Genomic DNA, 23849 nt, shown 5'->3' with positions numbered 1-23849 from the left:
TACAATGCCCGCAGAGGAAAACTCCGCACGGCTCCACTCTCGAAAGCAAAAAATCAGGACAATAACTTGGTATATTTCTCCAATATCAAAGCTTGCATTTTCTTTCTATCGTAATTTTCCACCACCTGCTTATAGAGGTTATCAGCCAAATCCTGCATAAAATCTCTTTTCACATAAGCGAACTCCAGGGCATCCTTAAGCACCGAAAGGTTTTTCACCGGAAAGACTAGGCCTGTTTTTTTATTTTGGATCAGGTCTGTATTGCCCATAATATCTGAGCAAATCACTGGCACTTGCATGGCTCCAGCTTCTAGCAGGACATTTGGAAATCCCTCCCGGTAAGAGGCGTGTACTAATACGTCAGAAATCGCCAAATAATGCTCCACATGGTCTGACCATCCCACTTGAACGATCCGCGGATGATCTTCAATTTTCCTGAGGATATCCTCATCCAAAGGGTCAAGTTCCTGCTCGTAATCTCCAAGCAAAACTAATTTTGATCTATTGGTGATTTTGGATTCCAGGAAGGCTTTCACAAGATCTTCGATACCTTTATCCCTGACTAATCGGCCCACCGCAAGGATAATGAAGTCATTTTCACCGGGCATCACCCGCATAGTGGCAGCAACCAGGTGATTCTCCTTCAGGTTTTCCCTGCTAAATCGCTCTAAATCTATCCCATTGGAAGAGCCATGTCCCAGGACTTCCACCTTCGCCGATTGGGTGAAGTTATTTTTAAGGATAAAATTCTTCATTGAATTTGAGTTCGGCCAAATATGTGTGGCATTACTAAAGGTCCACCGGTCGGTATTTTCCAGTAATTTCTTCTTATTATTCTCCTGAGTGACATGAAGCATGCCCGCCAAGGTATGGATACGAACTTTGACCCCAGCGAGCTTAGCCGCAACCATGCCGAGCAAGCCGGCTTTGGGGGTATGAGTATGTACGATATCGGGCTTTTCTTCTTTAAAAAACGTGTATAATTTCCACAGGCATACTAAATCATGAAAAGGAGTGATTTTTCGGGTAAAAGGAACTGTAAAATGCTCGCACCCTTCCTTATTGATGATTTCATTAATTTCTTTCCCATCTGCACTCACCATCTTTACCTCCCATCCAGCAGCTTTCATGTATTTCATTTGCCCAGAAAGCAGTTGTTTTAGGGAGAGGGGTACAGTGGTGATCCGTATCAGCTTTGGCATTAAATTCTATTTTAAAAGCACAAATATATACCTAATTAACGAAGGAAAACACTTTCTTTTGGCATAATTAACGTTATTGATAGGCAAGCTAACAAATATGTGACCAAAAATATTTTTGCCTACAAAATCATAAACCCATCCTGGCTTAATCAAATAACCAGAATGGGTTTAAAAGTAGGGTTTGGAATTTATTTTCCTTTCCCAGGAAATCAGGAGAGCCCCGCAGCTTCAAAGAGGATTTCTACCGGGTGCAAGGCTTTCTTACCTGTGCCATCAGCGATCTGGTGGCGGCAGGAGGTTCCAGGAGCAGCGATAAGCGTGTCGGCGGCAGCCTCTCGTACAGCTGGAAATAAGACCAAGTCACCCACAGTCATGCTGACCTCATAGTGTTCTTCCTCATATCCAAAAGACCCTGCCATACCACAGCAGCCCGAAGGGATGGTTTCCACCGTATAGTTTTGGGGTAAGCTCAATAGCCTTTCGGTAAAGCTTACAGAAGAAAGTGCCTTCTGGTGACAGTGCCCATGTAGCTTTATCTTTTTGGTGGCTGTGCTAAATTGCTCAGCGGTGATATGACCTCTCATGGCTTCCTTGGCGAGGAATTCATCTACCATCATCGCATGTCGCTTCAGGTTTTTAGCATCTTCTACCAAGTCAGCATTTACCAGTCGGGGATACTCGTCCTTAAAACTCAAAATTGCCGAAGGCTCCACGCCTACTAAAGGCTCACTGATGGAAACCTTATCTTTAAATGCTGCAACGTTTTTATTCGCCATGGCCTTTGCCCGGTCTAGGAGGCCCTTGGATAATGCTCCCCTTCCACTTTCCGGATGGTCCACCATCTTCACTTCATAGCCCAGATGATGTAATAATTTGATAGCTTTAATACCTATTTCTGTGTCATTGAAATTGGTAAATTCATCAAAGAAGAAATGGACGGCGCCTATTTTTTTATCTGGAGCAGCTAAGGATTTATAGTTTTTCTGATACCATTTTTTCAGGCTCACCTTGGCTATCGTGGGTAAATTTCTTTGCGAAGCTACCCCAAGCATTTTTTTCATGGCAGATCCCGTGGCCTTATTAGTCATGAAAAAATTGGTAAGCCCTGGCACTAGGCTGCCGAGTTCATTTAGGTTATTGATATAGGCAAAAGCCTTACTTCGCAAGGGTACCCCATGTGTTTTGTGGTACTGGTGTAAAAACTCCGCCTTGAGGCTGGCCATATCCACATTGGAGGGACATTCAGCGGTGCATCCCTTGCAGGAAAGGCATAGGTCCAATGCTTCCTTTATTTCAGGATGATCAAAAGGATTAGGTTGGGTGTTTTTGGTCAAAAACTCCCGCAAGGTATTGGCCCTCCCACGAGTGGTGTCTTTTTCATTTCTGGTCGCCATATAGCTGGGACACATGGTGCCTCCGGAAACCGGTGTTTTGCGGCAGTCTCCAGAGCCATTGCATTTTTCTGCGGCTCTTAATATTCCCCCGACATGACCAAAGTCCATAGCGGTCTCAATTTCAGGCGTAGCCATGTCTGGCTCATAGCGCAAGAAACTTGTCATGGGAGCAGTATCGACTATTTTGCCGGGATTAAAAATCTTATTAGGGTCCCAAGCTTGCTTAAGTCTGCGGAAGAGCTGGTAATTTTCCTCACCCACCATAATAGGTATGAAGGCAGCCCGAACTCGGCCATCACCATGCTCACCGCTTAAGGAGCCGTCATATTTCTTCACCAATTTAGCTACAGCCTCAGTGATCTTAAAGAAATCCTGAACGTCTTCGGATTTTTTCAAATCTAAAATTGGTCTTAGGTGGATCTCGCCAGCCCCTGCATGGGCATAGTGCACCGGCTTCTGACCAAAACCCTTCATTATTTCACCAAATTCAGCAATAAAATCCGCCAGATCATCCAAATCTACTGCGGTGTCTTCAATACAAGCCACCGCCTTGCGATCACCGGGGATATTTGCCAGGAGGCCAAGTCCCGCACTTCTCAATGCCCACACATTACTGGTGCGCTGCCCAGTGATGAGTGGATAGGAATAGCCCAAATTGGCGGCTTTCATCGCATCGATCATAAGCTGCGCCTGAGCAAGCGCTTCTTCCTCAGTATTCCCTCGAAATTCTACCATTAAGACCGCCTCAGGATCTCCTTCTACAAAATAGCGGTTTTTGCTTTGTTCTATATTTTCCTTGGTACAGTCCAGGATGATCTTATCCATCAGCTCGCAAGCTGTGGGCTTAAACTTCATCGCCAGCTGTGTGGCTATCATACTTTCATGTAAAGTGGTGAAGTGAGCCGCCACCACCACATCCTTTGGGGCGGGCAGTGGATCCAAGTGGATCTTTACCTCGGTGGTAAACGCCAGGGTGCCTTCTGATCCACATAGCAATTTGCAGAAGTCAAAAGAAGCATCGCTGTCGCTAAACACTTCCGACTCTAATAAATAATCTACTGCGTATCCTGTATTTCTCCTATGAATGGTGGCCTTAGGAAATTCTTTTCGGATGTTTTCCTGAGTTTGAGGATCCTGAAGTTCCTGCTGGATCATGCGATATAAATCACCTTCCAGCCCCGGAAGCTGCTTTTTTTCCTCAAACTGCTGTTTACTTATTTTATGGAATATGGCTTCATTGCCGTCACTGAGAATCGTCTGGATCTCCAAGGTATGCTCTCTGGTGGAGCCATATATTATAGAGGTGGTGCCGCAGCTATTGTTCCCTACCATCCCCCCAATCATGGCTCTGTTGGCGGTGGAAGTGACAGGGCTGAAGAAAAAGCCATGAGGCTTAAGGAATGCATTGAGCACATCTCTCACCACTCCCGGCTGCACACGTACCCATCCTTCCTCTTTATTGAACTCTAATATGGAGGTAAAATGCTTTGAAACATCCACCACTATGCCATCACCCACACACTGTCCAGCGAGGGAAGTCCCCGCCGTCCGAGGAATTAGTGAGGTGTGGTTTTGCTTCGCAAAATGGATTAGCTTTTTTATATCTTCCTTGGACTTCGGAAAGGCAACTGCCAAGGGCATTTCTCTATACACGGAAGCATCCGTTGCATAGAGGGTTTTCATAAGTTGATCGTAATGTAAATCACCTTCTAACTCTTTCGCCAATTGGTCCAACTGAGGTGATAAATTCGCTGCTTCTTTAGACATGACATAAAATTAAAACAGATCAGCCAACTAATGAATAATAAAATAAAATATCTGTTAAAAAATTTATAATACAGATCACTTCTAAAGTAAGCTAAAGGCTGCTCTTGGCTAGCCTATACAGTTATAAAACCATACAATATTCTAGTCAATCGGACATATGCTAGCATATCTATCCTCAAGATCGGCCAAATCTCGGGGCTCTCCAAAATTTCGTTTCGCTGCTTCATGGATCATCCTGGCGTGAAGAAGCACCACCTGCTTTTGGTCCTCCGTCCGACAGAGAGAGTGTATAGTCAGCATGGCCTCCATCAGCCGGATCAGTACCGCCGGACTTCCCTGGCCAAACTGCCGGATCTGATTAAAGGCAATGCTCACGATGCCGGAAAAAGACATGGTCTTCACGATCAGGCGCAACTGCCCCCTATCATCATACCTATACGCCCCGGGCATCTGCGCCCTAGTCAGGTAAGCTATCGAATCGGTCAACTTATCAATTACGGTGATGGCGGTAAAGGGATCATTCACTCCCGGTGACAAGGCCCTGGAAGCGACTTCCACCATTTGCCGAATCGCAAATTCAGCATCCTGAAGTGAAGTGCGCTTGGGTCCTACGATTATAGCATCTGTGACCTTATCCTCCCATTTGTCCAACATATCACCTCTGAGATAGGCTTCTATTACCACCTGGCCTTCTACCAGAAAATGCCCGGCATGAGTTCGAATTTCCAAGAAAACATCATTCTCCTTGGCTATTGCTATTAATGACTTATAATCAATATGCTGAACATATCCGCTTTTACGGATCTTTATTGAATATTTACCAGATACCTCCTTGAGCCTTTGGATATGGCTATCATGATCCTTTTCTTGCTCAAAAGAACCATCTGTAATCTCAGGAAATAATTTGGTGAAATTTTGATTAAGGGCCATATTCACCTTAGAGATCACCTGATCTGCTTGGATGTTGACCGCAATATGGTGGATGAATATAACCAATAGGAAGATATTTACTACCGCCAAAAACAAAGCAAAGCTAATCGCTAAGACAGGCAAGAAATTAAAAGAATCGCTGGACTTCACGGTGCTTAGCACGATCAGGCAATAGGTGAATGTGGCTATATAGGATCCCAACACCACCTGATTAATACGATCATGCATGAAGTTTTGTAGCAGGCGTGGGCCAAACTGCGAGGAAGCAAGGGTCAAGGCCACTAGAGTGATGGAAAATACCGTGCCCGCCACCCCGATCATGGCTCCAGCAATCGTCGATAAAATGCTGCGAGCAGAATCAGCACTCCCCACCAAGAGAAACCTAAAAACTCCCTCGGGCTCAAAGTCCCAGACCTCATCCACATACACCAAGGCCACTGCCGCCACCATCGCTGCCAAAATCAACATCAAAGGGATGAACCAAAAAGAGGATTGCAGGGTGGACCAAAAATATTGTAGTTTCGTTTTCACAGCTTAAGTACTTTTTACCAAATTAAATCAATTCAAACCGATACATCCTAGTCTTCATAGGTCTAAATGATCTAATTCATGATATTTCAGTCCGGAAATACCGATTTACCTTCCAATTTCACCTTATTCTCTAAAAATAACCTTATCGGAAAGTAGGTCAATTTTGGCCTTTATGCGTGATTCTTTCTATACCCATCATCTTCCTTCTTTCAAAAACAGGCAAAAAATCAGCTTTTTTGTTTAGATGGCTAGCACCAAAGTGAGGCTATTGAAACCATAAAATATCTCCTTGCGGGAGCCTATCGTAAACTACCGGTAAAGCCATATTCCTTGGACGTGGAAAAATGCACAGGCCATAAAAAAAACCAAGGGATGAACCCTTGGTTTCGAAACCTAAATAGGCATTTGCTTATCTAGGCCATTGTAAACTAGTAGAGTCAATGCAAATCTGTAATTTCTTTCGTTACTATACGCCAGAATTATGTGCATTATAATTTTTAGCAAAAGACTAAGGCTTTAGTGTACTTCAATCACCTTAATTCCCTCTGGGATCACTTCGCCTGGCTGCCATCGGGTTTCACCTCACAGGCTTCTTCACCCACGGTTTTGGCCACTGTAATACCATAAAAGATATGTCCCATTAGGCTACCCAACATCATCAGGGCTTTGGATCCCGCCATATCAGGCATAGGCATCATGGCACCCATTATCGCCATCATGATCTGGGCGACCACAAAAACCATAAATCCAAAAACCGCTCCTTTGAGGTAGATATTCTGGATTTTGTGGTTAAACAAACATAAAATAGCATAGCTATACGCAAAGGCAAACATGATTCCGATCATAAAATGCATCAGCCAGCCAACAAAAAGTGGCGTTCCCAGCATCCCCGAAAGCATACCTGGAGCAGACATCTTTGGCATTCCCATCATGGGCGCCAGTATCATAATAAGGGTCATAACGGCGGTGCCGATAAGCCCTGCTAGAATTGTTTTTTGAATTTTAGGATTCATATGTTTCTTAGTTTAATAGTGCCCTCCCGCCATTGTGGTGGAAAAGGGCACTAAATAGGGTTAATGATTATTTGGTAGAATGCAATTCCATAGGGATATGGATCTCCACTTCATCGCCCACCACCATAGTGGCAGCCCAATCGCCTGTGCCCACCCCATAGTCTGTTCTATCGACAGAAAGATCTATAGTAAGCCCCAGAATCACCATGCCTTCTTTCATTGGGTGATCCATTTGGCCCTTTACCGTCATAGGTAATGACACCTCTTTGGTGACATCCTTGATGGTCAGTTTTCCATGAATGAGGTATTCATTTTCTCTAATCTCCTCAAATTTTGTAGAAGTAAAACTCATCGATGGGTAGGTCTCAGCATCGAAGAAGTCTGGAGACTGTAAGTGATTATTCCTTTTTTCATTCTCCGTATCCACGCTGTTGACCGCTACGGTAAAGGATGCTGAGCTAGCTTCCAGCTGATCAGGATCAAAACTCATCGCTCCCTCGAATTCATTGAATTTGCCAGTCACAGGCGTAAAAAAGTGACTTATTGAAAAGTTGACAGAAGTATGCGCCTTGTCTATTTGCCACATTGTAGCATCCTGCGCCTGGACACCTGCTGCACTTATTGCTGTTACTAAAACGGCAAGACTTAGTTTTTTGAGTGTTGAAACCATGATTGATAAATTTTAAATTGTTAAACTTATCTGTTAATACCAATAGCTTCAAAAAATCACCCGAGGGAGAAATTATTTTTTAATATTTTCTTCTTGCTCCTTGATTTTGCGAATTTGCTCTACGCATTTATATTTTTGATTCTGAGCATTATGCTTTGATTTATAGCCATACTCTTTTTGAATCTGCTCTATCTCTTTTTCCTGAAAAAATATATCGTGGATCAGCCGATTACAATGATCCGTAATTTTGGACAAGTATCCTTTTAGCTTCTCCAAATAACTCTTTTCATCTTCTATGGATTCATTGATCGAATTCCTGAAATCACTCTTATCTATCTCATCTATAGACACCTGGAAGTTTTTATTCCTTAGCTTTTTGAACCATAGATTTTTACAAATAGCATAAATATACGTATTAATAGAAGCGAAAAGCCGAAATTCATCCTGACGAAGCTTATTGACTAAAATCATCATCGCTTCCTGAAATAAGTCTTCAGCATCATCCTCATTTCCCCCATTGTTCTTTACAAACTTGGAAATTTTCCCAAAATTGTCCTTATACAACTTCCCAAAAGCTATATTACTTTCTGTCTTTAAGTCAACCAGTATATCATTCATGTTCCTGTTGATATCATTATTTAGAATATAAAAATTCTGTTTGCTCTATTAAATAATAAGTCACCTACAGAAACCTCCATAAGTCACTATTTTTCAACTCTTTATTTAGAAAATAATATAAAATTTAATCAATTAAATTGCGGAAACCCAATAATATTTGACAATTAATATCCCCTAAAAAGCTTTAAAGGTATTTTCTAACCACTAATAAACAAGGTTTGGATGCCACGCTAGAGGAAATCCTCGTTTTCAGCTCTCGATTAAGCTTTTACAATACGGTCATAATCCTCCGCAGGTTTAGCGGTATACCGCTTACGCAATAAAAAACATTAAACTATTCCCTAATAGAATCAATTTCACAGAGCTTCGATTCTGCAAAAGGAGGATGTTCAGTAAAAAGCCTAACCCAATATGAACCTTTTATATAATCCTCAAGGCCCGATAGGACCCGAAGTATGAAACCTTACTATAACAACATATAAAAAATAAGTGGCTTCGGACTTAGCGGCTATTAAAAATGGCTGATTTTTTAACCCTGATTAATCATTATTTCTTGGGGGCAGGTAATCAATCTGCGGCATGGATTGAGAACTAGGCTTTAGATCCACTGGCCCCAGCCCGGACATAAATTCCATGACCTCCTGACTATCCCCTTTGAGTTTAAATTGGGGTAAAGTCCATTTATAGAAATTCTTTTCCTCGCCCTCGGCAGTGATTTTATGGTCAGCATAGCTGGCAGTGTATTTGGTTCCTTTATCAGCATCCAAACCATAGACTTCACGAATATGGACCTGCTTATTTTCGTACCGTATTTCGACCAGCGGAAAATGATCTGGACCCTCCCAGGTTCCCAAAAAATCCACCAATCCCGCAGGGGTATCAGCGGCGGATTCCTGTAGCACTTCTTTGCTGTTGGTCTCGGTCTCAGAATGCTCCTTTTGATTGGCTGCCTTTTGACAGCCTACAAAAAGAATACTTATCACAACAATAAGGCTATAGTTCAAGAATTGTAATTTCATTTCAATTTTGATTTAATTAGTAATAAGATGAGAACTGGTATAATGCTATGGCTGCGTGATCCCCAGTCGAGTTATTTACTTAATTTCAATTACATACGTAGTTAGGGATTTTATTTGGTGGCCTTTGGCGCTGGTAAATTCATAAAACTCAGAAAAGGCATATCGATTTCCATTTTCCATATGCATAATTCCACTGATTGCGCCTTCTTTTCCATGGCTTAGGATTCGCTCAAGGTGCAATTCAGCTAATTTATGGCTTTTCATTTTAGCTAGCTCATCCGAAAATTCCTGAACACCTTCCAATTGCCTATCCCCTATCAAATTCCAGGTAAAATCTTCGCAGACATGTTTTAGAAGATAAGCGGTATCTCCAGCGGCAAAGGCGATATTAAAATCCTTCAAAAATTCCTTTTTGGGGGCATTTCCACAGTCACTATCGATTTTTATTTTCATTTTAACTATAGGTCTGTCGGCTTACAAAAATTATGCTGAATCTAATATAAATTATTTTTTAGAAAACATATAGAACAATAACACCTAAAAAACTCTTTTTTAAGCTAAAGTTTCAATTTTACAACCTCACTTTGGAACTTGCCCTTTCCCAGCCAGTTCTACAATTTCTTTAATCCTCTTGGCTCTGGTTTCGGGTCTTTTTGCCATTACGACCTTATGCAAGAGTGTCTTTTGGATGGATTTGCTTAGGCTCAAAAAAAAGGTTTTGCTTGCAGGAACCGAAGCGAGGGCAATTTCCACATCTGCGGGGATGATTCCACTTTCGATCTCATCCATGAGTGACCAAGTACCATTCTTTTTGGCAGCATTGATGACTTCCATCCCGGGAGTCTTCATCAGCCCCTTTTCAATCAATAGTTTGACCTTATCCTTATTGATTTTGGACCAGGTGCTGGAGGGTTTTCTTTGGCAATAATACTGCATATAGCGGTGCTCATCCAGTGTTTTCTTTGTACTATCGATCCATCCAAAACACAGGGCTTCATCCACCGCCTGGCTCCACGTCAAATTATGCTTAGCGGAGCCTACCTTATAAAATATCACCCAAACAGATGCACAGGAAGAATGATTAGATGCTAACCATTGTCTCCATTCATTAGGACTTGCAGGACAAATCCTGTCTTTCATTTTTGTGGTCACAATTTCATTCTGTTTTAACACCTTAATTATACTTTCAACAGCTTTCAAACTAGAAAATCTTCTGTGTTCCCTGCTAAATGCCCCATGCTGACGCTCTATTATGCTATCTCTTATCTCTGACCACGAGATACCATATTTCATCGAGTTTTAGGTATCCATAGTCATAGCAATAAACATATACATTTCCCTTATGGTTTTTATAATAATGCGTATGATATTTAAATTGAAATCCCCGCTCTAGCAATTGTTCTCTCGATATTTTGGCGGTTTCCATTTCGTCTCCAAGGATTCCGGAGAGTATCTTCCTGTTTTTTTTCAGGACATCATTTATCGTCCTTACCAGGGTATAATGATTGGCCTTGAGGTTATTATTAAAATTTGACCGACAATAGGAATCACAAAATTTCTTATCCGAACGACCTTGCATAGGCTCCCCACAGTTCATACACATCTTTCCTTTCATGCCTAGGATTTTAAATTTGAAATAAAACCATAGAATCTATCCAATTCTAATCAGAAACGCAAGGAAACCAAGCCGATTATATTCGTTTAAAAGCATTTATATACGACTAGATACGGAAATAAACGTTTGCAAATCGGGTATAAATACCCCTCTAATGCACCTTTGTTACAAGCGATTAGAGACAAGGATCAAAATGGTATTTCAGCCACAGTATCAAAAAACCTAATTGACGCCTTAGTATAAAAACCCCTATGCAGGGGAGCGCTAAGAAAGGAATTATAATCCATCACTAAAATCACAAATATCATGAACAATCTAAGAAACAAAGTACAATTAATCGGAAGACTAGGAGCCAAAGCCGACTTCAAAAAATTGGATAACGGTACCGCCATGGCTAAGTTTAGCATGGCGACAAATGAGGTCTATAAGAATAATAAGGGCGAAAAAGTAGATGAAACCACCTGGCATCAGGTGGTGGCCTGGGGCAAGACGGCTGAAATCATTGATAAATACACGGATAAGGGAACTGAAATCGCCATTGAAGGCAAGCTAATCAATCATTCTTATACCAATAAGGAAGGCGAAAAACGGTACAGCACCGAGGTCCAAGCCAATGAAGTCGTCCTACTCGGCGATAAAAAAGCTACAGTCTAAAGTCAAAATCAATTGCCTCATACCTGGGAGGTATGGGGCAATTTTAACTATCAATCTTTTGTGAATATGACTCACTGATATAAATAGGTCCATCCCCTCCTACTTTTCAACTTATTATTTCCAAAATCTATTTGTCATAAATAATTTGATAGGTATATCCACAGGTATTGAAGAGAATATTAAAAGCCCAGCACCCAAGCTTTGGGTTAGAAGCGATACCTAAAAGAAGGCGATCATACAAAAAAATTATCCATCCATGATTAAAGGGAATAACGGCTAGTTTATGACCAGAGCATATTCGTTACCGCAAGTGCATGAACATTGATAAGCTTGAAGTTAGGGCAGGTCTCTCTATCCAATATCGTAAACAGTGAAGGCCACTCTCAGAGGAACTATTATTTGAGTCCCTAACATAAGCCGGCAGAATAAAACACTTTAGCGAAGCTCTGAATGGCTATTACGCCTAAGGAGACAGATAGCTAAGGACATGGAAAAAGAAACACATAATGATACTAAAAGTGTTTTCAATATGAAATTATTTTTAACCTTCATAGATCCTAAAGTAAACGGGGAAAGAGCTTAAAACCCAGGTACACCAGACCAGACCAATCCACACCAAACGGGACAGTCTCGGAGAACCTGCTATACAATCATACCAAACGAGTCAGCGCCGGTAATTTGGTTAATTCTGAGGTATTTAACGGCTCGGAAGGGAAATGATGAAATAGATCATCAACAAAAAAAGGCTACTTCTCTGGGAAGTAGCCTTAAGATTATTGAGGAGGGAATAGCTTATTCCTTTATCATGGATTTAACGAATTCCACCTCACCAGTTTCAACGTCATAATAACCACCGGCGATAGCTATTTCACCATTTTCATACAATTCATTTAATACTTCACTTCTTCGAAGCACCTCTCCCATGGTATGGGTGATATTTTCATGAGCGACGGCTTCTACAAACTCAGCGTCAGAAGTACCATTGCTAGACTGCGCTTTTACTGCATCGATTGCAGGATTTACTTTCTCAAGCAATCCTGTAAGGTTGCCCATTTTCACTCCAGCGCAGGCTCCATTGATGGCGCCACATTTGCTATGTCCAAGGACCATTACCAGTTTTGATCCAGCGACCTTACAGGCATACTCCATGCTTCCAAGGATATCCTCATTGACCACATTACCTGCGATACGTGCGCTGAATATATCGCCTAAGCCTTGGTCAAAAATCAACTCTGCGGAGGTCCTAGAATCGATGCATGACAAAATGATCGCAAATGGCCACTGACCATCCTTGGTATCATTTACCTGACCTAGCAGATTTCGGTTAAACTTTAAATTATTAACAAATCGTTGGTTTCCTTCAATCAAAATTTCTAAAGCCTTGGCCGGAGTTACGGTAGCCTGAGTTTCTGCGGTGTGTGCTTTCATAGATTTAGCTTAATTCTTTTTGGTTTATTTTAATTTTGGTTTCCATTCAATAACTCGGTAATCACTTCCTTATGGGAAGTTTTTCCTTCTTTACGGTAATTTAATACCTCTTTATGTTCCAAAGAAACATGGTTTGATCCATCAAGATCGTTTTCCAAATTATAGGCATCCTTGAACCCTACCAATTTAACGGTAATATTTCTTTCTTTTGCCTGAATGTTTTTAAATTCTCTGATTAACTCCAAAACATCATGAGCTACATAAACGGTGTCAGAAGCATCGATGACCACATTGGCATCTTCAGGGATATGATTTAAGGTCTGCTTTATAGCTGCCTTATTGAGGAATGAAACTTCCTGCGCTAGATCTACATGGATCACATCTCCATTTTGGTAGCCTTTTTTGTTGAAGTAATATACCCGACGAGAGTTTCCTCTCAATACAAAGAATACACTTACCACAAGCCCAAGGGCTACACCCTTAAGCAAATCAAGGAATACAACCCCACTAAGCGTCACGATAAATGGCACGAATTGGTATTTCCCTTGTTGCCAGAAATATTTAAAAGTGGCAGGTTTAGCTAATTTGAAACCAATCAACAATAATATCGCAGCCAGAGTGGCCAATGGTATTTTATTCAGTATAAACGGAATGGTCAATACACTTAATAATAAGAAAATGCCATGAACAACGGCAGACATCTTTGATTTTGCACCGGAATTAACATTGGCAGTGGTTCTTACCACCACAGAGGTCATCGGCAAACCACCGAGAATACCACTAATGATATTACCTACTCCTTGTGCTTTCAGCTCTACATTGGTATTGGTCACCCTTTTCATAGGGTCCATACGGTCGGCTGCTTCTATACATAATAGGGTCTCAATGGAGGCCACTACGGCGATAGTTGCCGCAACGATCCACACTTCAGGGTTGCCAATGGCAGAGAACTTAGGGAGGGTAATTAAGCCTTTGAACTCCTCAGGCGTGCTGGGTACAGGAAGGCTCACTAGGTAATTTTCACCGATGGCTAAGGCACTGCCTGTCATCATAAAAAACTCATTGACCAAAACCCCAAACACTACGGCTACTAAAGCTGGAGGAACCAGTTTCAGACGGTTTAAAGCAGGAACTTTTTCCCAGGCGATCAATATCCCTAAGGAAACTACGGTCACCACGATCACTCCAAACTGCACATCTGTAAAAGATGCAGCAATGCCTGTAAAAATAGCAAAGCCAGAACCTATTTCGGCATTAGAGCCTAAGGCAACAGGAATTTGCTTCAAAAATATAATAACACCAATACCGGCAAGCATCCCAGTGATCACATTACTAGGGATATAATTGGATATGCTTCCTGCACGAAGAAACCCTAAGGCAAGCTGCATAAGTCCGGCGAGAACCACTGCCACCAAGAAGATTTCGAAGGCTCCCAAATCCTGGATAGCCACCAATACGATGGCGGTAAGTCCGGCGGCCGGGCCAGATACAGAAATATGTGATTGACTCAAAAGCCCTACCACTATACCCCCAACTATACCAGTAATAATACCTGAAAATAAAGGAGCGCCAGAGGCCATGGCTATCCCCAAACAAAGGGGAAGAGCTACCAGAAATACCACTAAACCAGAGGGTACATCTGATTTTAAATTCGCAAAGAGATTTTTCATCTTTGTCATAAATAAGTTAACGTTTGAAATGATAATTATAACCTGCCATAGGGCCAGGCTACTAAAATCCTCAAATTAATGTAGCATGGCTAAGCCATGGAACACCAATCAAGGCTGATCATAGTATGATCAAAGAACGTATTACTTATGACTGTTCGGGAGGGGGGCAAAATTGATCCGCTAAAATAAAAGGGTAGCTGTTCTCCCTATGCAGATCTACGCTGATTTTATCGTTGGTCAAGGCCAGAGCCAAATCCCAGTCTTCTACTATTCCCAAAAATTTTGACTTGTCAGGGGTATGCGTCTCAGACGTATCCTCTTCCTCTTCTACAATATTATAAAACATCGAAACATCCACAGAACTGTCCATAATGGTCACCACTACCGGGGTAAAAATAAACCCGGTAAACAGCACCATGAAAAGGGCAGCTATCGCTTTTTTGATATTTGTGTTTCTTTGGTTCAAGTGAAAATAATGTTTGTACTGGGCTAATTATCGACTAATTATAACGACAAAAGTAATCAAAAGTTTAAAATATATTGTAAAAACGCAGTATTTAAGTTTTGATTTACCTCTTATTCCCAAGCAGAAACACCCCCCTAAAGGAAATAAGCATCGAAATTCAGCTGACTAATAGCTCACAAACAAAATCTTCAACTTCTTTCACCGGTGATCTTGGTATGTTTTTGCTGGGAAAGTCTGGTTCAAATCCTGATACCAATTTTCCTGTGGGATTTCCTTCATATAGGCCTCCAGCGTTTCTGCAAGTTGATCTGGAGTACGAATTCCAGAAACCACGGAGCCCACTGCGGGATGAGCCAGAGCAAAATGTAAAACCCATGATCGCCGGATATCCAGCGCCGGTACCAGCTCTTTTAATCCTTCCATCATCTGCTCCACCTCTTTCACCGACCATGACAAGAATGACTGGGGAGCCTTATCCAGCAAAATACCTTTGGCATACCCTCCTCTCACCAGCACTGGAATCCCCGCTTGCTGGAGCAGGTCAAAGCAGGCTTCTTCAGGTCTTCTATCCAGCAAGCTATATTGCATCATTACCCCGGCAATATTCGACCTTTTTACATATTCACGAATGACATTTGGCCGAATGGAAGAAATTCCATATTCTCTGATTTTCCCTTGCTCTTTTAGCCGCTCAAATGCCTCTATAGTTTCATCCATAGGATCCTCTAAAGTACCTCCGTGCAACTGATAATAATCAATATAATCGGTCTGCAGGCGTCTCAGGCTTTCATCCACGGCGCTCAGAATATAGGATTTGCGAGGATTCCAGTCCCAACCACTACCATCCGCACGAAGCTGATTCCCCACTTTTGTTCCGATCACCACTTTGGACCGTATTTCCTTAAGTGCCTCCCCTATCAGTTTTTCATTTTCACCCTTATCATAAAGATCGGCGGTATCAAAATAGTTGATTCCCGAATCAAAGGCTTTGCGTACCAGTCCCTTGTCATGGCTCTTGGCGCCCTTCAAGGACATGGTCCCAAAGGACACTTCACTAATCTGAATATTGGATTTCCCTAGGCTGATATAATTCATGGTTGATCTAAATTGAATAGCATTTTTATGCGTGAAAATTAAAATCTTATTTTATCCTTTACTCCATAAGAAAGACAATGCGTCTTGTGAAAAAACTGGAAGCCCTCGTCAATGCTACGAGATGGTTTGTTGCTTTAGCGTCCAATGAAGTCCTCTTTATTCTTACTATTAAGTGATTTAATCCTTTATGATTTGCAAAAAACCATCCCGCTTCACCCACAAGGTGAATTTAGATTACCATTGGCTGTGAACTTCTTCACGGATCCATTCCTGATACACTTCCGAGACTGCATTCATCTCCTCTTTGCTGAGGCCGGAAGCATCAGAAACGGCAGCATTGGCGATCACCTGCTCAGGGCTACTTGCCCCAGGAATCACGGTACTGACCTCCTCATGCATCAAAATCCACTTCAGGGCTTTCTCCACCAAAGAATGGTCTTTACCAAGCTTTTCTTTAAGAACCTCCACGGCTTTCAAGCCATGACTATAATCCACACCAGAGAAGGTTTCTCCCTTATCGAAGGCCTCTCCATTCCTGTTAAAATTACGATGATCCTTTTCGTCAAACTCAGTTCCTGCGCGCAACTTTCCGGTGAGCAGGCCACTGGCCAAAGGAACTCTGGATATTATACCGATATTCTTTTCCTTGGCGGTTTTAAAAAATTCCTCCGCAGGTTTTTGTCTAAACATATTAAAGATAATCTGGATCGTCTTCACATTGGGATATTGAATCGCCCGTTGCGCTTCCTCGACTTTCTCCACACTCACCCCAAGGTTCTGAATTTTACCTTCTTCTTTTAACTTGTCAAAGAGTTCGAAGATCTCATCTCGCTCATATACCTCCGTCGGAGGGCAATGCAACTGCACCAAATCCAGGGTATCAAGGTCCATATTGCGAAGGCTTTCTTCCACGAATTTACGAAGGAGGGCCACCGTATAGCCTTCATTGACATGAGGGGAGACATGACGACCACATTTGGTAGCCACAAAAATTTCCTCATTGGTAGTTTTAAGAAATCTTCCAATCGCCTCTTCGCTGAGGCCATTATCATAAACGTCGGCGGTATCAAAAAAATTGATGCCTTGATCTACAGCGGTACTCAGAATCTTATGTGCGGCGATGGCATCAAAATTACCACCCCATCCTCCACCTAGCTGCCATGTGCCAAGTGAAATCTCTGAAACTTTCATGCCCGTATCTCCAAGTGCTCTATACTTCATGTCTTTATCTTTTAGTGCGTGTTTTTTATCGTTATATATAAGTACTAAAAAAGAACTTAATTGGTATTTTTTACCAATTAGGAACGTCCAAGGATTGTACCAAAATCGTTTTGAAAGATAAATAAATACATTTACCTTACCATATTAAATCACTACAGCAACAAAATACATTTTTACGTTGTTTTGACATTCAATTACACGATTATGAAAACCAGAAGATCATTTCTACAAAAATTAGGCTTAGCGGGAGCTGGAGCATTAGTGGTACAGTCAGCGCAAGCCGAAGAAGACCGAGGACGTTCATTTATGATACATCAAGTATATTTTTGGCTCAAGGACCCACAAAATGATATGAAGAGCTTTATGAAAGGCTGTGAAAATCTTATTAAAATTGATAGCATTCAGAAGGCCTACATCGGCGTACCTGCTGCCACCGAAAGGCGTGAAGTGGTCGATCATAGTTTTCACGTATCGCTTACGGTCCATTTTAAGTCCATTGAGGACCATAATATTTACCAATTTCATGAGGATCACACCAAGTTCGTGGCAAATCATGAGGACAAATGGAAGAAGGTCCAAGTTTACGATAGCAAAATTGATTAAAAATTTACTCCCTAATGCCGATATACTTGATATCGGCATTTTTTTTATCCCTTAACCATTTCCAATTAAAGCTCGGCTCCCTTCATTAAATAATTTGAGCTCAGCTCTCAGGCTTAAAGCTCCAAATAGGTTGGCAATCTAAAATCCTTAAGTGCATCTATTATTTCATCAGGTTCAACTATTTAGAAAAAGGTTTACCCGGCTCATCCCAGCAGGTATTCAGGAATTCTATTAATGAACAAGGGCGTTAACCGACCTAACGAATCGGTGAGAAAAAAAGCTGCTAGCGGTCAAAATAGTGTAAATGATTCGTGATTAATAATAAATTGAATTTTGGGTTTTAGGGTCAATATGGAAATAATAAGTAGAAAAAACAGGGCAATCTATCCAAATTAGGTAACTAATAACAATTTTTTGTAAAAGATAACTGAATAAAGCTTAAATTGACAAAAATTCAGGTTCACCCAAGCCTCAGTTCAAAAGCAAGGTATTCATTCTAAAAATTTCATCTATGAAACTTTACGGTTTCATTTTTATTATACTTCTGCAATTGCAGACCGAAAGTACCTCCCTTCTAGCTCGACAGGTCAGTTCGCCCAGTAAATCTCTCCAACAGGAAGGGCTCATTGATAGTCTAAACCAGTGGTCTGAGAAACACTTCGAATCTAATATTAAGGAGGCCCTTAAAACTTCCAAACGTGCACTGGCCCTCTCTAAGGAGCAGGGATATGTCGCTGGCGAAGCGGAAAGCATGGTGCATTTGGGTTGGATCTATTATCGCATGAATCAATATGCCGATGCAATAGAATATGCCTTCAAAGGGCATGAGAGCATCACTGACATTAATGACCCACGCCTATTAGCCAAGTCTCTTTTTAATATTGGGGCTATTTATAGTGAGGGAATTGGTCAGCCTGAAGAGGCATTGGAATATTTTTCTCAAGCTTATGAAAAGAGCAAGCTGCTCCAGGACAGTGTACTCACTGGCCGGGCACTCAATAATATGGCTTATATCCTCAGCCGCTTAGGCCGTCCTGATGATGCCAAAGAGTTGATCACCCCATTTCTGCAATCCAATAATACCCCCTATTTGCAGGCCTTCGCTAAGCGAACGTATGGAGATATCTTAGTGATGGAAGGTGATACTACCGGAGCCCTCAAAAATTACCTGGAAGCCTATAAGTCCCTAGTAAAAAGTGACAATCAGCTCTTCACCACCGTAACCTGCATTAATAGAATTGCAGATATCTACCTCCATACCGGCAAGCCTTATATTGCCAAATCCTATTTGGACAAAGGCTTTGCAATAAGTAATAAAAACCATTATCGAGAGCATTTAGTAAAAATCTCCAAGCAATATTCTTCCTATTACGAGGTCATCGGTAACTATAGAGTAGCACTATATTATCAAAAGCAATACCTAGCACTAAGAGATACCATTCGTGAGGAAATAAATGCCAAAAACATGGGCCGCCTGGAAGCCAAGTTTGACTTCGATCAAAGGCTAGATGCTATAAATTCAGAGATGGCCTTCAATGAGAAACTGATTCAGGAGCAACTGGAGCAGCAGGTTTTCCGAAGGAATATATTTCTGGCCGGATTTATCCTCATGATCATCGTGGCCTCTTTTATCCTTTATAGCACCTATAAAGTGCGTAAGGCCAAGCAGCAAGCGGATAGTGCCAATCAGGCCAAATCGGATTTTATTTCTAGTATGAGTCATGAAATCAGGACACCGCTGAATGGGGTAATTGGATTCTCAGAATTACTCTCCTCCACTCACTTGGACGCAGGCCAGCATCAATATGTAAATCTCATCAATCAGTCCGCCAAAGCACTGATGGAAATCGTCAACGATATACTGGATTTTTCCAAAATCGAGGCAGGCAAACTAGAGATCGAAGATGCCGCCACCAATATCTCCAAGCTTGGGGCCGAAACCGTAAATCTCATTGCGCTGCAAGCGCATAAGAAAAAAATAGAACTGATACTGGATATAGATGATGATATCCCCTATCAGGTATCCACCGATCAGGTGAGGCTGAAGCAAATCCTGCTCAACCTACTGAGCAACGCCATCAAATTCACCTCCAAAGGAGAGATCCTCTTACAAATAAAGCAGCTCGTGCTTACCGATGCGCAGACCGTCCTAAGGTTTTCGGTGAAAGATACTGGTACAGGGATCAATGCTAAAAATCAAGAGAAAATATTCTCGGCCTTTACTCAGGAGGACTCCTCCACCACTCGAAAATACGGGGGGACAGGCCTGGGGTTAGCCATCACCAAAAAACTATTGGAAATGATGGGCACCTATATTCATCTCGAGAGTACGGTGGGCAAGGGAAGTGTTTTCTGGTTTGACCTTGAGCTGCCTATTACCAAGGCGAAGAATAATAAAGAGCCTCATTTGATTCGCAATGGCTTTAAAGCCTTGTTAATTGACGCAAATGTGACGCATGGAGAAGTCGTATTAAAAACCCTTCATAACCTGGATATCCAAACCAAATGGCTGACGAATGAGAACAAAATTATTGAATACTTAAAGTCGGAGCCTAGTCTGGATATTATCCTTGTCAATCAAAGTCTATATAAGACCAATGGGGTTACCTTGGTCAATAAGTTGAAGAATGAACTCAAGGTAATCAAGTCCACGACCAAGATTATCCTGATGCATAATGCCTTTGTAAAAGACAGTGTATTGCCTGATATTATTGACACTTATCTGATCAAACCTTTTAAGAAGGCAGACTTCATAGGTGTTACGAACCGGATTTTTTCTCCCGATCACCATGTAGAGCCTAAGCAAAACCAAAATACAAATAAGAAACTTGAGACATTAAAACCGATTCAGCCTCAAATATTGGTAGCTGAGGATAATCAGGTGAATATGCTTCTGACACGTAAAATCCTGAACTCACTTGTACCCAACGCGACCTTATATGCGGCAAAAAATGGTAAGCAAGCGGTGGAAATCTTCCAGGAGAAACCCTTGGATTTAATTTTTATGGATATACAAATGCCTGTTCTCAACGGCTTTGAGGCCACTCAAATGATCCGAAAGCTGGAAAGCCCCGGAAATCACGTTCCCATCATTGCCTTGACTGCGGGGATACTTAATAATGAAAAACAAAGAAGTAAGGCCGCAGGGCTGGATGACTTTACTAGTAAACCTATGGACAAAGAAGCCATTATGGACCTGCTATTAAAGTACCTCTCCACCCATCAGCCTGCTTGATCTATACGAAAAAAGGCAGCTTAAAAATTTAAGCTGCCTTTTTTTGGCTCAACCTTTCTTCATCTCAGGTCCTCCTTTAAAACTTTCGAGATTCTTCACCCTAATCAGGCCTTCCGATTCACCTACCTGATCATCAATATCGAGCTTAAGCCCCCCTAGGTTTTAGATTTTGTGAGGGAGTTAAATTTAATAAGTCTTAGTTCGTCACTTTTTCAATCACAATATTATGATTGGTATAGATACAGATATCGGCGGCGATGCTTAGGCTTTCTCTTACCATTTCCTCTGCGGTAAGATCAGGAGCAAATTTCTTAAGTGCGCGAGCGGCAGACTGGGCATACATACTTCCAGATCCTATGGTTGCGATCTCCAGGTCAGGCTCAATCACATCACCAGTACCAGAGATGATGAGAACGTCTGTAGAATCGGCCACGATCATCATCGCTTCCAGTTTGCTGAGCATACGATCTGTACGCCACTCCTTAGCGAGTTCCACGGCGGCTCTTTTCATATTATTGCCGAAGGCTCCCAGCTTCTCCTCAAACTTCTCCAATAAGGTGAAGGCATCTGCGGTAGAACCTGCAAAACCAGTAACGATTTTGCCACCCTGTAACTTACGCACTTTATTCACGCTACTTTTGGCTATGGTATTGCCCAGGGTTGCCTGGCCATCTGCTCCGATGACCACCTGCCCATTATGTCTTATTGCCACGACGGTGGTGGCTTTTAATTTTTCCATAAGTACTTTCTGTCCTATTATAAATGTCAAAAATCCGCCTTTACTCCCAAGATCCATAAAACCTATAGACCTGGCCAAAGGCTAAACTGTATTCACAAAATCCATACTAAAACAAAAAGTCCTGTCAGGATATTACCAAACAGGACTTTTTGACATATTATTTATAGCATTCTGAATGCTTCTGTAGCTTAGATCAATAATCTAACAGGATCTTCCAACAGGCCTTTGAGGGTTTTTAGGAATGCAGAACCCACGGCTCCGTCCACGACTCTGTGATCACATGAAAGGGTTACTTTCATCACATTGCCTACTTGAAGCTGGCCGTCTTTTACGATGGCTGTTTCTTTGATTCCGCCCACAGCCAGGATACATGCATCCGGTGGATTTACGATAGCGGTAAATTCTTCGATACCGAACATCCCTAGGTTAGAGATGGTGAAGGTATTTCCTTCCCAATCCTTAGGTTGAAGCTCTTTAGACTTGGCTTTACCGCCTAAGGACTTGGCTTCCTGGGAGATTTGAGAAAGTGATTTGCTATCCGCAAAACGGATCACAGGAACTAGCAGACCCTCTTCCACTGCTACGGCCATGCCCACATGGATATGATCATTGTAGCGGATTTTATCGCCTAACCAGCTACTGTTGACCTTAGGATGTTGTCTAAGGGATGCAGCCACGCCTTTGATCACCATATCATTAAAGGAGATTTTTACTGGCGCCACTTCATTCATGCTTTTACGTGCCTCGATCGCCTTATCCATATTGATTTCCATGGTAAGGTAGAAGTGAGGAGCCGTAAATTTACTTTCGGCAAGTCTTTTGGCGATGGTTTTTCTCATTTGAGATACCTTCTCCTCCGTATAAGATTCCTGACCTACAGAAGCTGCAGGGGCAGCTTGAGACTCGGCCGCGGCAGGCTTGGCAGAGGCTGGATCGAAAGTCTCCACATCTCTTTTGATGATTCGTCCACCTTCGCCAGATCCTTTGACCTGAGCGATATCTACTCCTTTATCTTCCGCTAGTTTTTTGGCTAGTGGAGAAGCCTTTACTCTTCCATTTTCAGAGGATGAGGAAGCTGGAGCTTTAGTTTCTTTTGGCTTATCAGCAGGCTTAGATTCTGCTTTAGGCTCTTCTTTTTTCTCTTCCTTGGCAGCAGATTTTTCTTGACCACCAGAGGACTTTTGTCCGTGGGCATCAAGCAATTTCTGGAAATCAGCTCCTTTTTCACCAATGACTGCGATCACCCCGTCGATAGGGACGCTGTCACCTTCAGGAATACCAATATGAAGGAGTACTCCATCTTCGTAAGATTCCAGTTCCATGGTCGCCTTGTCAGTTTCGACTTCAGCAAGTATATCTCCGGATTTTACTTCGTCTCCTTCTTTTTTCAGCCATGAAGCAATAGTGCCCTCCTGCATGGTATCACTCATTTTAGGCATGGTGATCAGGGTAGCATTTACATCAGAGGTATCGATTTCTTCAGTGGATGCTTCCTCTTTCTCTTCTGTCTGCTCTTCCTCTTCTTTCTCCTCCTTTGGCGCCTCATCGGCAGGTTCCTCTTTCTTGGATTCAGTGCTTCCACCGTCTCCATTCACCTCTTTGAGCAAGTCGTCGATGTTTTCGCCTTTTTCACCGATAATAGCAATTACGCCATTAACAGGAACTGCGTCTTTCTCTTCCACACCAATATGCAATAACACCCCTTCATCATAAGACTCCAGCTCCATAGTGGCTTTATCGGTTTCGACTTCCGCCAAGATGTCACCTGCTTTTACATCGTCTCCTACTTTCTTTAACCAAGCTGCGATCACCCCTTCTTCCATGGTGTCGCTCATTTTGGGCATTCTTATTACTTCGGCCATAAGTTTTCTATATCCTATTCAAATTTACGCTAGTCAAAAATAGTTCTTAAAATATCTTTATTCAAATTTAATAATGGTAATTTCAAGATGGAATATCATGAAAACGTTTCGATTAAT

At 42.0% G+C, this 23849-nt stretch carries 20 protein-coding genes; 3 read left to right on the top strand and 17 right to left on the bottom strand.

The features are described 5' to 3' along the window. Nucleotides 1-53: 53 nt before the first annotated feature. The 10 genes from B050_RS0114520 to B050_RS0114475 all read right to left on the bottom strand — a co-directional run bounded on the left by B050_RS0114520 (nt 54) and on the right by B050_RS0114475 (nt 10759). On the bottom strand, nt 54-1202 hold the full coding sequence (locus B050_RS0114520; RefSeq protein WP_018474664.1) for a glycosyltransferase family 4 protein: 1149 nt from the start codon (nt 1200-1202) through the stop codon (nt 54-56). Nucleotides 1203-1411: 209 nt separating this feature from the next. Continuing rightward, nucleotides 1412-4363 carry an FAD-binding and (Fe-S)-binding domain-containing protein gene (locus B050_RS0114515; RefSeq protein ID WP_018474663.1) on the bottom strand — a complete coding sequence of 984 codons (2952 nt, stop codon included), beginning with the start codon at nt 4361-4363 and terminating at the stop codon, nt 1412-1414. Between the two features lie 141 nt (nt 4364-4504). Next, entirely contained in the window at nt 4505-5824 is a 1320-nt protein-coding gene (locus B050_RS0114510; protein WP_026235915.1) for a DUF2254 domain-containing protein, read from the bottom strand. 551 nt (nt 5825-6375) lie between these two features. Then, nucleotides 6376-6837, bottom strand: a complete 462-nt coding sequence (locus B050_RS22945; protein ID WP_018474661.1) for a DUF6789 family protein — start codon at nt 6835-6837, stop codon at nt 6376-6378. Between the two features lie 67 nt (nt 6838-6904). Next, complete coding sequence (locus tag B050_RS0114500) at nt 6905-7507, bottom strand: YceI family protein (protein WP_044202602.1); 603 nt, start codon at nt 7505-7507, stop codon at nt 6905-6907. A 72-nt stretch (nt 7508-7579) separates the two neighbouring features. Then, the gene (locus B050_RS0114495; RefSeq protein WP_018474659.1) at nt 7580-8125 is read right to left on the bottom strand and encodes an RNA polymerase sigma factor; all 546 of its coding nucleotides are present in this window, start codon (nt 8123-8125) and stop codon (nt 7580-7582) included. 539 nt (nt 8126-8664) lie between these two features. Continuing rightward, entirely contained in the window at nt 8665-9144 is a 480-nt protein-coding gene (locus tag B050_RS0114490; RefSeq protein ID WP_018474658.1) for a hypothetical protein, read from the bottom strand. A 75-nt stretch (nt 9145-9219) separates the two neighbouring features. Next, the gene (locus tag B050_RS0114485) at nt 9220-9597 is read right to left on the bottom strand and encodes a nuclear transport factor 2-like protein (RefSeq protein ID WP_018474657.1); all 378 of its coding nucleotides are present in this window, start codon (nt 9595-9597) and stop codon (nt 9220-9222) included. A gap of 126 nt (nt 9598-9723) precedes the next feature. Then, entirely contained in the window at nt 9724-10284 is a 561-nt protein-coding gene (locus tag B050_RS0114480; protein WP_026235913.1) for a YdeI/OmpD-associated family protein, read from the bottom strand. 115 nt (nt 10285-10399) lie between these two features. Continuing rightward, on the bottom strand, nt 10400-10759 hold the full coding sequence (locus B050_RS0114475; protein ID WP_169336263.1) for a hypothetical protein: 360 nt from the start codon (nt 10757-10759) through the stop codon (nt 10400-10402). 306 nt (nt 10760-11065) lie between these two features. Here B050_RS0114475 and B050_RS0114470 point away from each other — a divergent pair, with 306 nt between their 5' ends. Further along, nucleotides 11066-11413, top strand: coding sequence for a single-stranded DNA-binding protein (locus B050_RS0114470; RefSeq protein ID WP_018474654.1), 348 nt, complete (start codon nt 11066-11068; stop codon nt 11411-11413). A gap of 792 nt (nt 11414-12205) precedes the next feature. Here the strand turns inward: B050_RS0114470 and B050_RS0114465 are convergent. The 5 genes from B050_RS0114465 to B050_RS0114445 all read right to left on the bottom strand — a co-directional run bounded on the left by B050_RS0114465 (nt 12206) and on the right by B050_RS0114445 (nt 17293). Next, on the bottom strand, nt 12206-12841 hold the full coding sequence (locus B050_RS0114465; RefSeq protein ID WP_018474653.1) for a carbonic anhydrase family protein: 636 nt from the start codon (nt 12839-12841) through the stop codon (nt 12206-12208). Between the two features lie 29 nt (nt 12842-12870). After that, entirely contained in the window at nt 12871-14511 is a 1641-nt protein-coding gene (locus B050_RS0114460; RefSeq protein ID WP_018474652.1) for a SulP family inorganic anion transporter, read from the bottom strand. 145 nt (nt 14512-14656) lie between these two features. Beyond that, nucleotides 14657-14977: a hypothetical protein gene (locus B050_RS0114455; RefSeq protein ID WP_018474651.1), complete on the bottom strand. Its 321-nt coding sequence runs from the start codon at nt 14975-14977 to the stop codon at nt 14657-14659. A 198-nt stretch (nt 14978-15175) separates the two neighbouring features. After that, nucleotides 15176-16072, bottom strand: a complete 897-nt coding sequence (locus B050_RS0114450) for an aldo/keto reductase (RefSeq protein ID WP_018474650.1) — start codon at nt 16070-16072, stop codon at nt 15176-15178. Between the two features lie 234 nt (nt 16073-16306). Further along, nucleotides 16307-17293, bottom strand: coding sequence for an aldo/keto reductase (locus tag B050_RS0114445; RefSeq protein ID WP_018474649.1), 987 nt, complete (start codon nt 17291-17293; stop codon nt 16307-16309). 204 nt (nt 17294-17497) lie between these two features. Between B050_RS0114445 and B050_RS0114440 the strand changes: the two genes are divergently transcribed. Beyond that, nucleotides 17498-17896 carry a Dabb family protein gene (locus B050_RS0114440; RefSeq protein WP_018474648.1) on the top strand — a complete coding sequence of 133 codons (399 nt, stop codon included), beginning with the start codon at nt 17498-17500 and terminating at the stop codon, nt 17894-17896. A 511-nt stretch (nt 17897-18407) separates the two neighbouring features. Next, entirely contained in the window at nt 18408-21131 is a 2724-nt protein-coding gene (locus tag B050_RS0114435; RefSeq protein ID WP_018474647.1) for a tetratricopeptide repeat-containing hybrid sensor histidine kinase/response regulator, read from the top strand. Between the two features lie 196 nt (nt 21132-21327). On the opposite strand, the gene hslV is transcribed toward B050_RS0114435, so the two are convergent. Together hslV and B050_RS0114425 are read right to left on the bottom strand one after the other, a co-directional pair. Next, nucleotides 21328-21870: an ATP-dependent protease subunit HslV gene (gene hslV / locus B050_RS0114430; protein ID WP_026235910.1), complete on the bottom strand. Its 543-nt coding sequence runs from the start codon at nt 21868-21870 to the stop codon at nt 21328-21330. Nucleotides 21871-22058: 188 nt separating this feature from the next. Next, nucleotides 22059-23732, bottom strand: a complete 1674-nt coding sequence (locus B050_RS0114425; protein ID WP_018474645.1) for a pyruvate dehydrogenase complex dihydrolipoamide acetyltransferase — start codon at nt 23730-23732, stop codon at nt 22059-22061. Nucleotides 23733-23849: the final 117 nt, after the last annotated feature.

Origin of the sequence: Echinicola pacifica DSM 19836 (assembly GCF_000373245.1) — a bacterium.
Classification (GTDB): domain Bacteria; phylum Bacteroidota; class Bacteroidia; order Cytophagales; family Cyclobacteriaceae; genus Echinicola; species Echinicola pacifica.
This window is presented reverse-complemented; position numbering and strand designations above follow the sequence as displayed.

Bases quoted from the DNA above. Each gene is read 5' to 3' on its own strand.
- B050_RS0114445 (WP_018474649.1), bottom strand. From the start codon at position 17,293: ATGAAGTATAGAGCACTTGGAGATACGGGCATGAAAGTTTCAGAGATT.
- B050_RS0114515 (WP_018474663.1), bottom strand. From the start codon at position 4,363: ATGTCTAAAGAAGCAGCGAATTTATCACCTCAGTTGGACCAATTGGCG.
- B050_RS0114480 (WP_026235913.1), bottom strand. From the start codon at position 10,284: ATGAAAGACAGGATTTGTCCTGCAAGTCCTAATGAATGGAGACAATGG.
- B050_RS0114465 (WP_018474653.1), bottom strand. From the start codon at position 12,841: ATGAAAGCACACACCGCAGAAACTCAGGCTACCGTAACTCCGGCCAAG.
- B050_RS0114440 (WP_018474648.1), top strand. From the start codon at position 17,498: ATGAAAACCAGAAGATCATTTCTACAAAAATTAGGCTTAGCGGGAGCT.
- B050_RS0114495 (WP_018474659.1), bottom strand. From the start codon at position 8,125: ATGAATGATATACTGGTTGACTTAAAGACAGAAAGTAATATAGCTTTT.
- B050_RS0114485 (WP_018474657.1), bottom strand. From the start codon at position 9,597: ATGAAAATAAAAATCGATAGTGACTGTGGAAATGCCCCCAAAAAGGAA.
- hslV (WP_026235910.1), bottom strand. From the start codon at position 21,870: ATGGAAAAATTAAAAGCCACCACCGTCGTGGCAATAAGACATAATGGG.
- B050_RS0114475 (WP_169336263.1), bottom strand. From the start codon at position 10,759: ATGAAAGGAAAGATGTGTATGAACTGTGGGGAGCCTATGCAAGGTCGT.
- B050_RS0114435 (WP_018474647.1), top strand. From the start codon at position 18,408: ATGAAACTTTACGGTTTCATTTTTATTATACTTCTGCAATTGCAGACC.
- B050_RS0114500 (WP_044202602.1), bottom strand. From the start codon at position 7,507: ATGGTTTCAACACTCAAAAAACTAAGTCTTGCCGTTTTAGTAACAGCA.
- B050_RS0114460 (WP_018474652.1), bottom strand. From the start codon at position 14,511: ATGAAAAATCTCTTTGCGAATTTAAAATCAGATGTACCCTCTGGTTTA.
- B050_RS0114470 (WP_018474654.1), top strand. From the start codon at position 11,066: ATGAACAATCTAAGAAACAAAGTACAATTAATCGGAAGACTAGGAGCC.
- B050_RS0114425 (WP_018474645.1), bottom strand. From the start codon at position 23,732: ATGGCCGAAGTAATAAGAATGCCCAAAATGAGCGACACCATGGAAGAA.
- B050_RS22945 (WP_018474661.1), bottom strand. From the start codon at position 6,837: ATGAATCCTAAAATTCAAAAAACAATTCTAGCAGGGCTTATCGGCACC.
- B050_RS0114520 (WP_018474664.1), bottom strand. From the start codon at position 1,202: ATGCCAAAGCTGATACGGATCACCACTGTACCCCTCTCCCTAAAACAA.
- B050_RS0114450 (WP_018474650.1), bottom strand. From the start codon at position 16,072: ATGAATTATATCAGCCTAGGGAAATCCAATATTCAGATTAGTGAAGTG.
- B050_RS0114490 (WP_018474658.1), bottom strand. From the start codon at position 9,144: ATGAAATTACAATTCTTGAACTATAGCCTTATTGTTGTGATAAGTATT.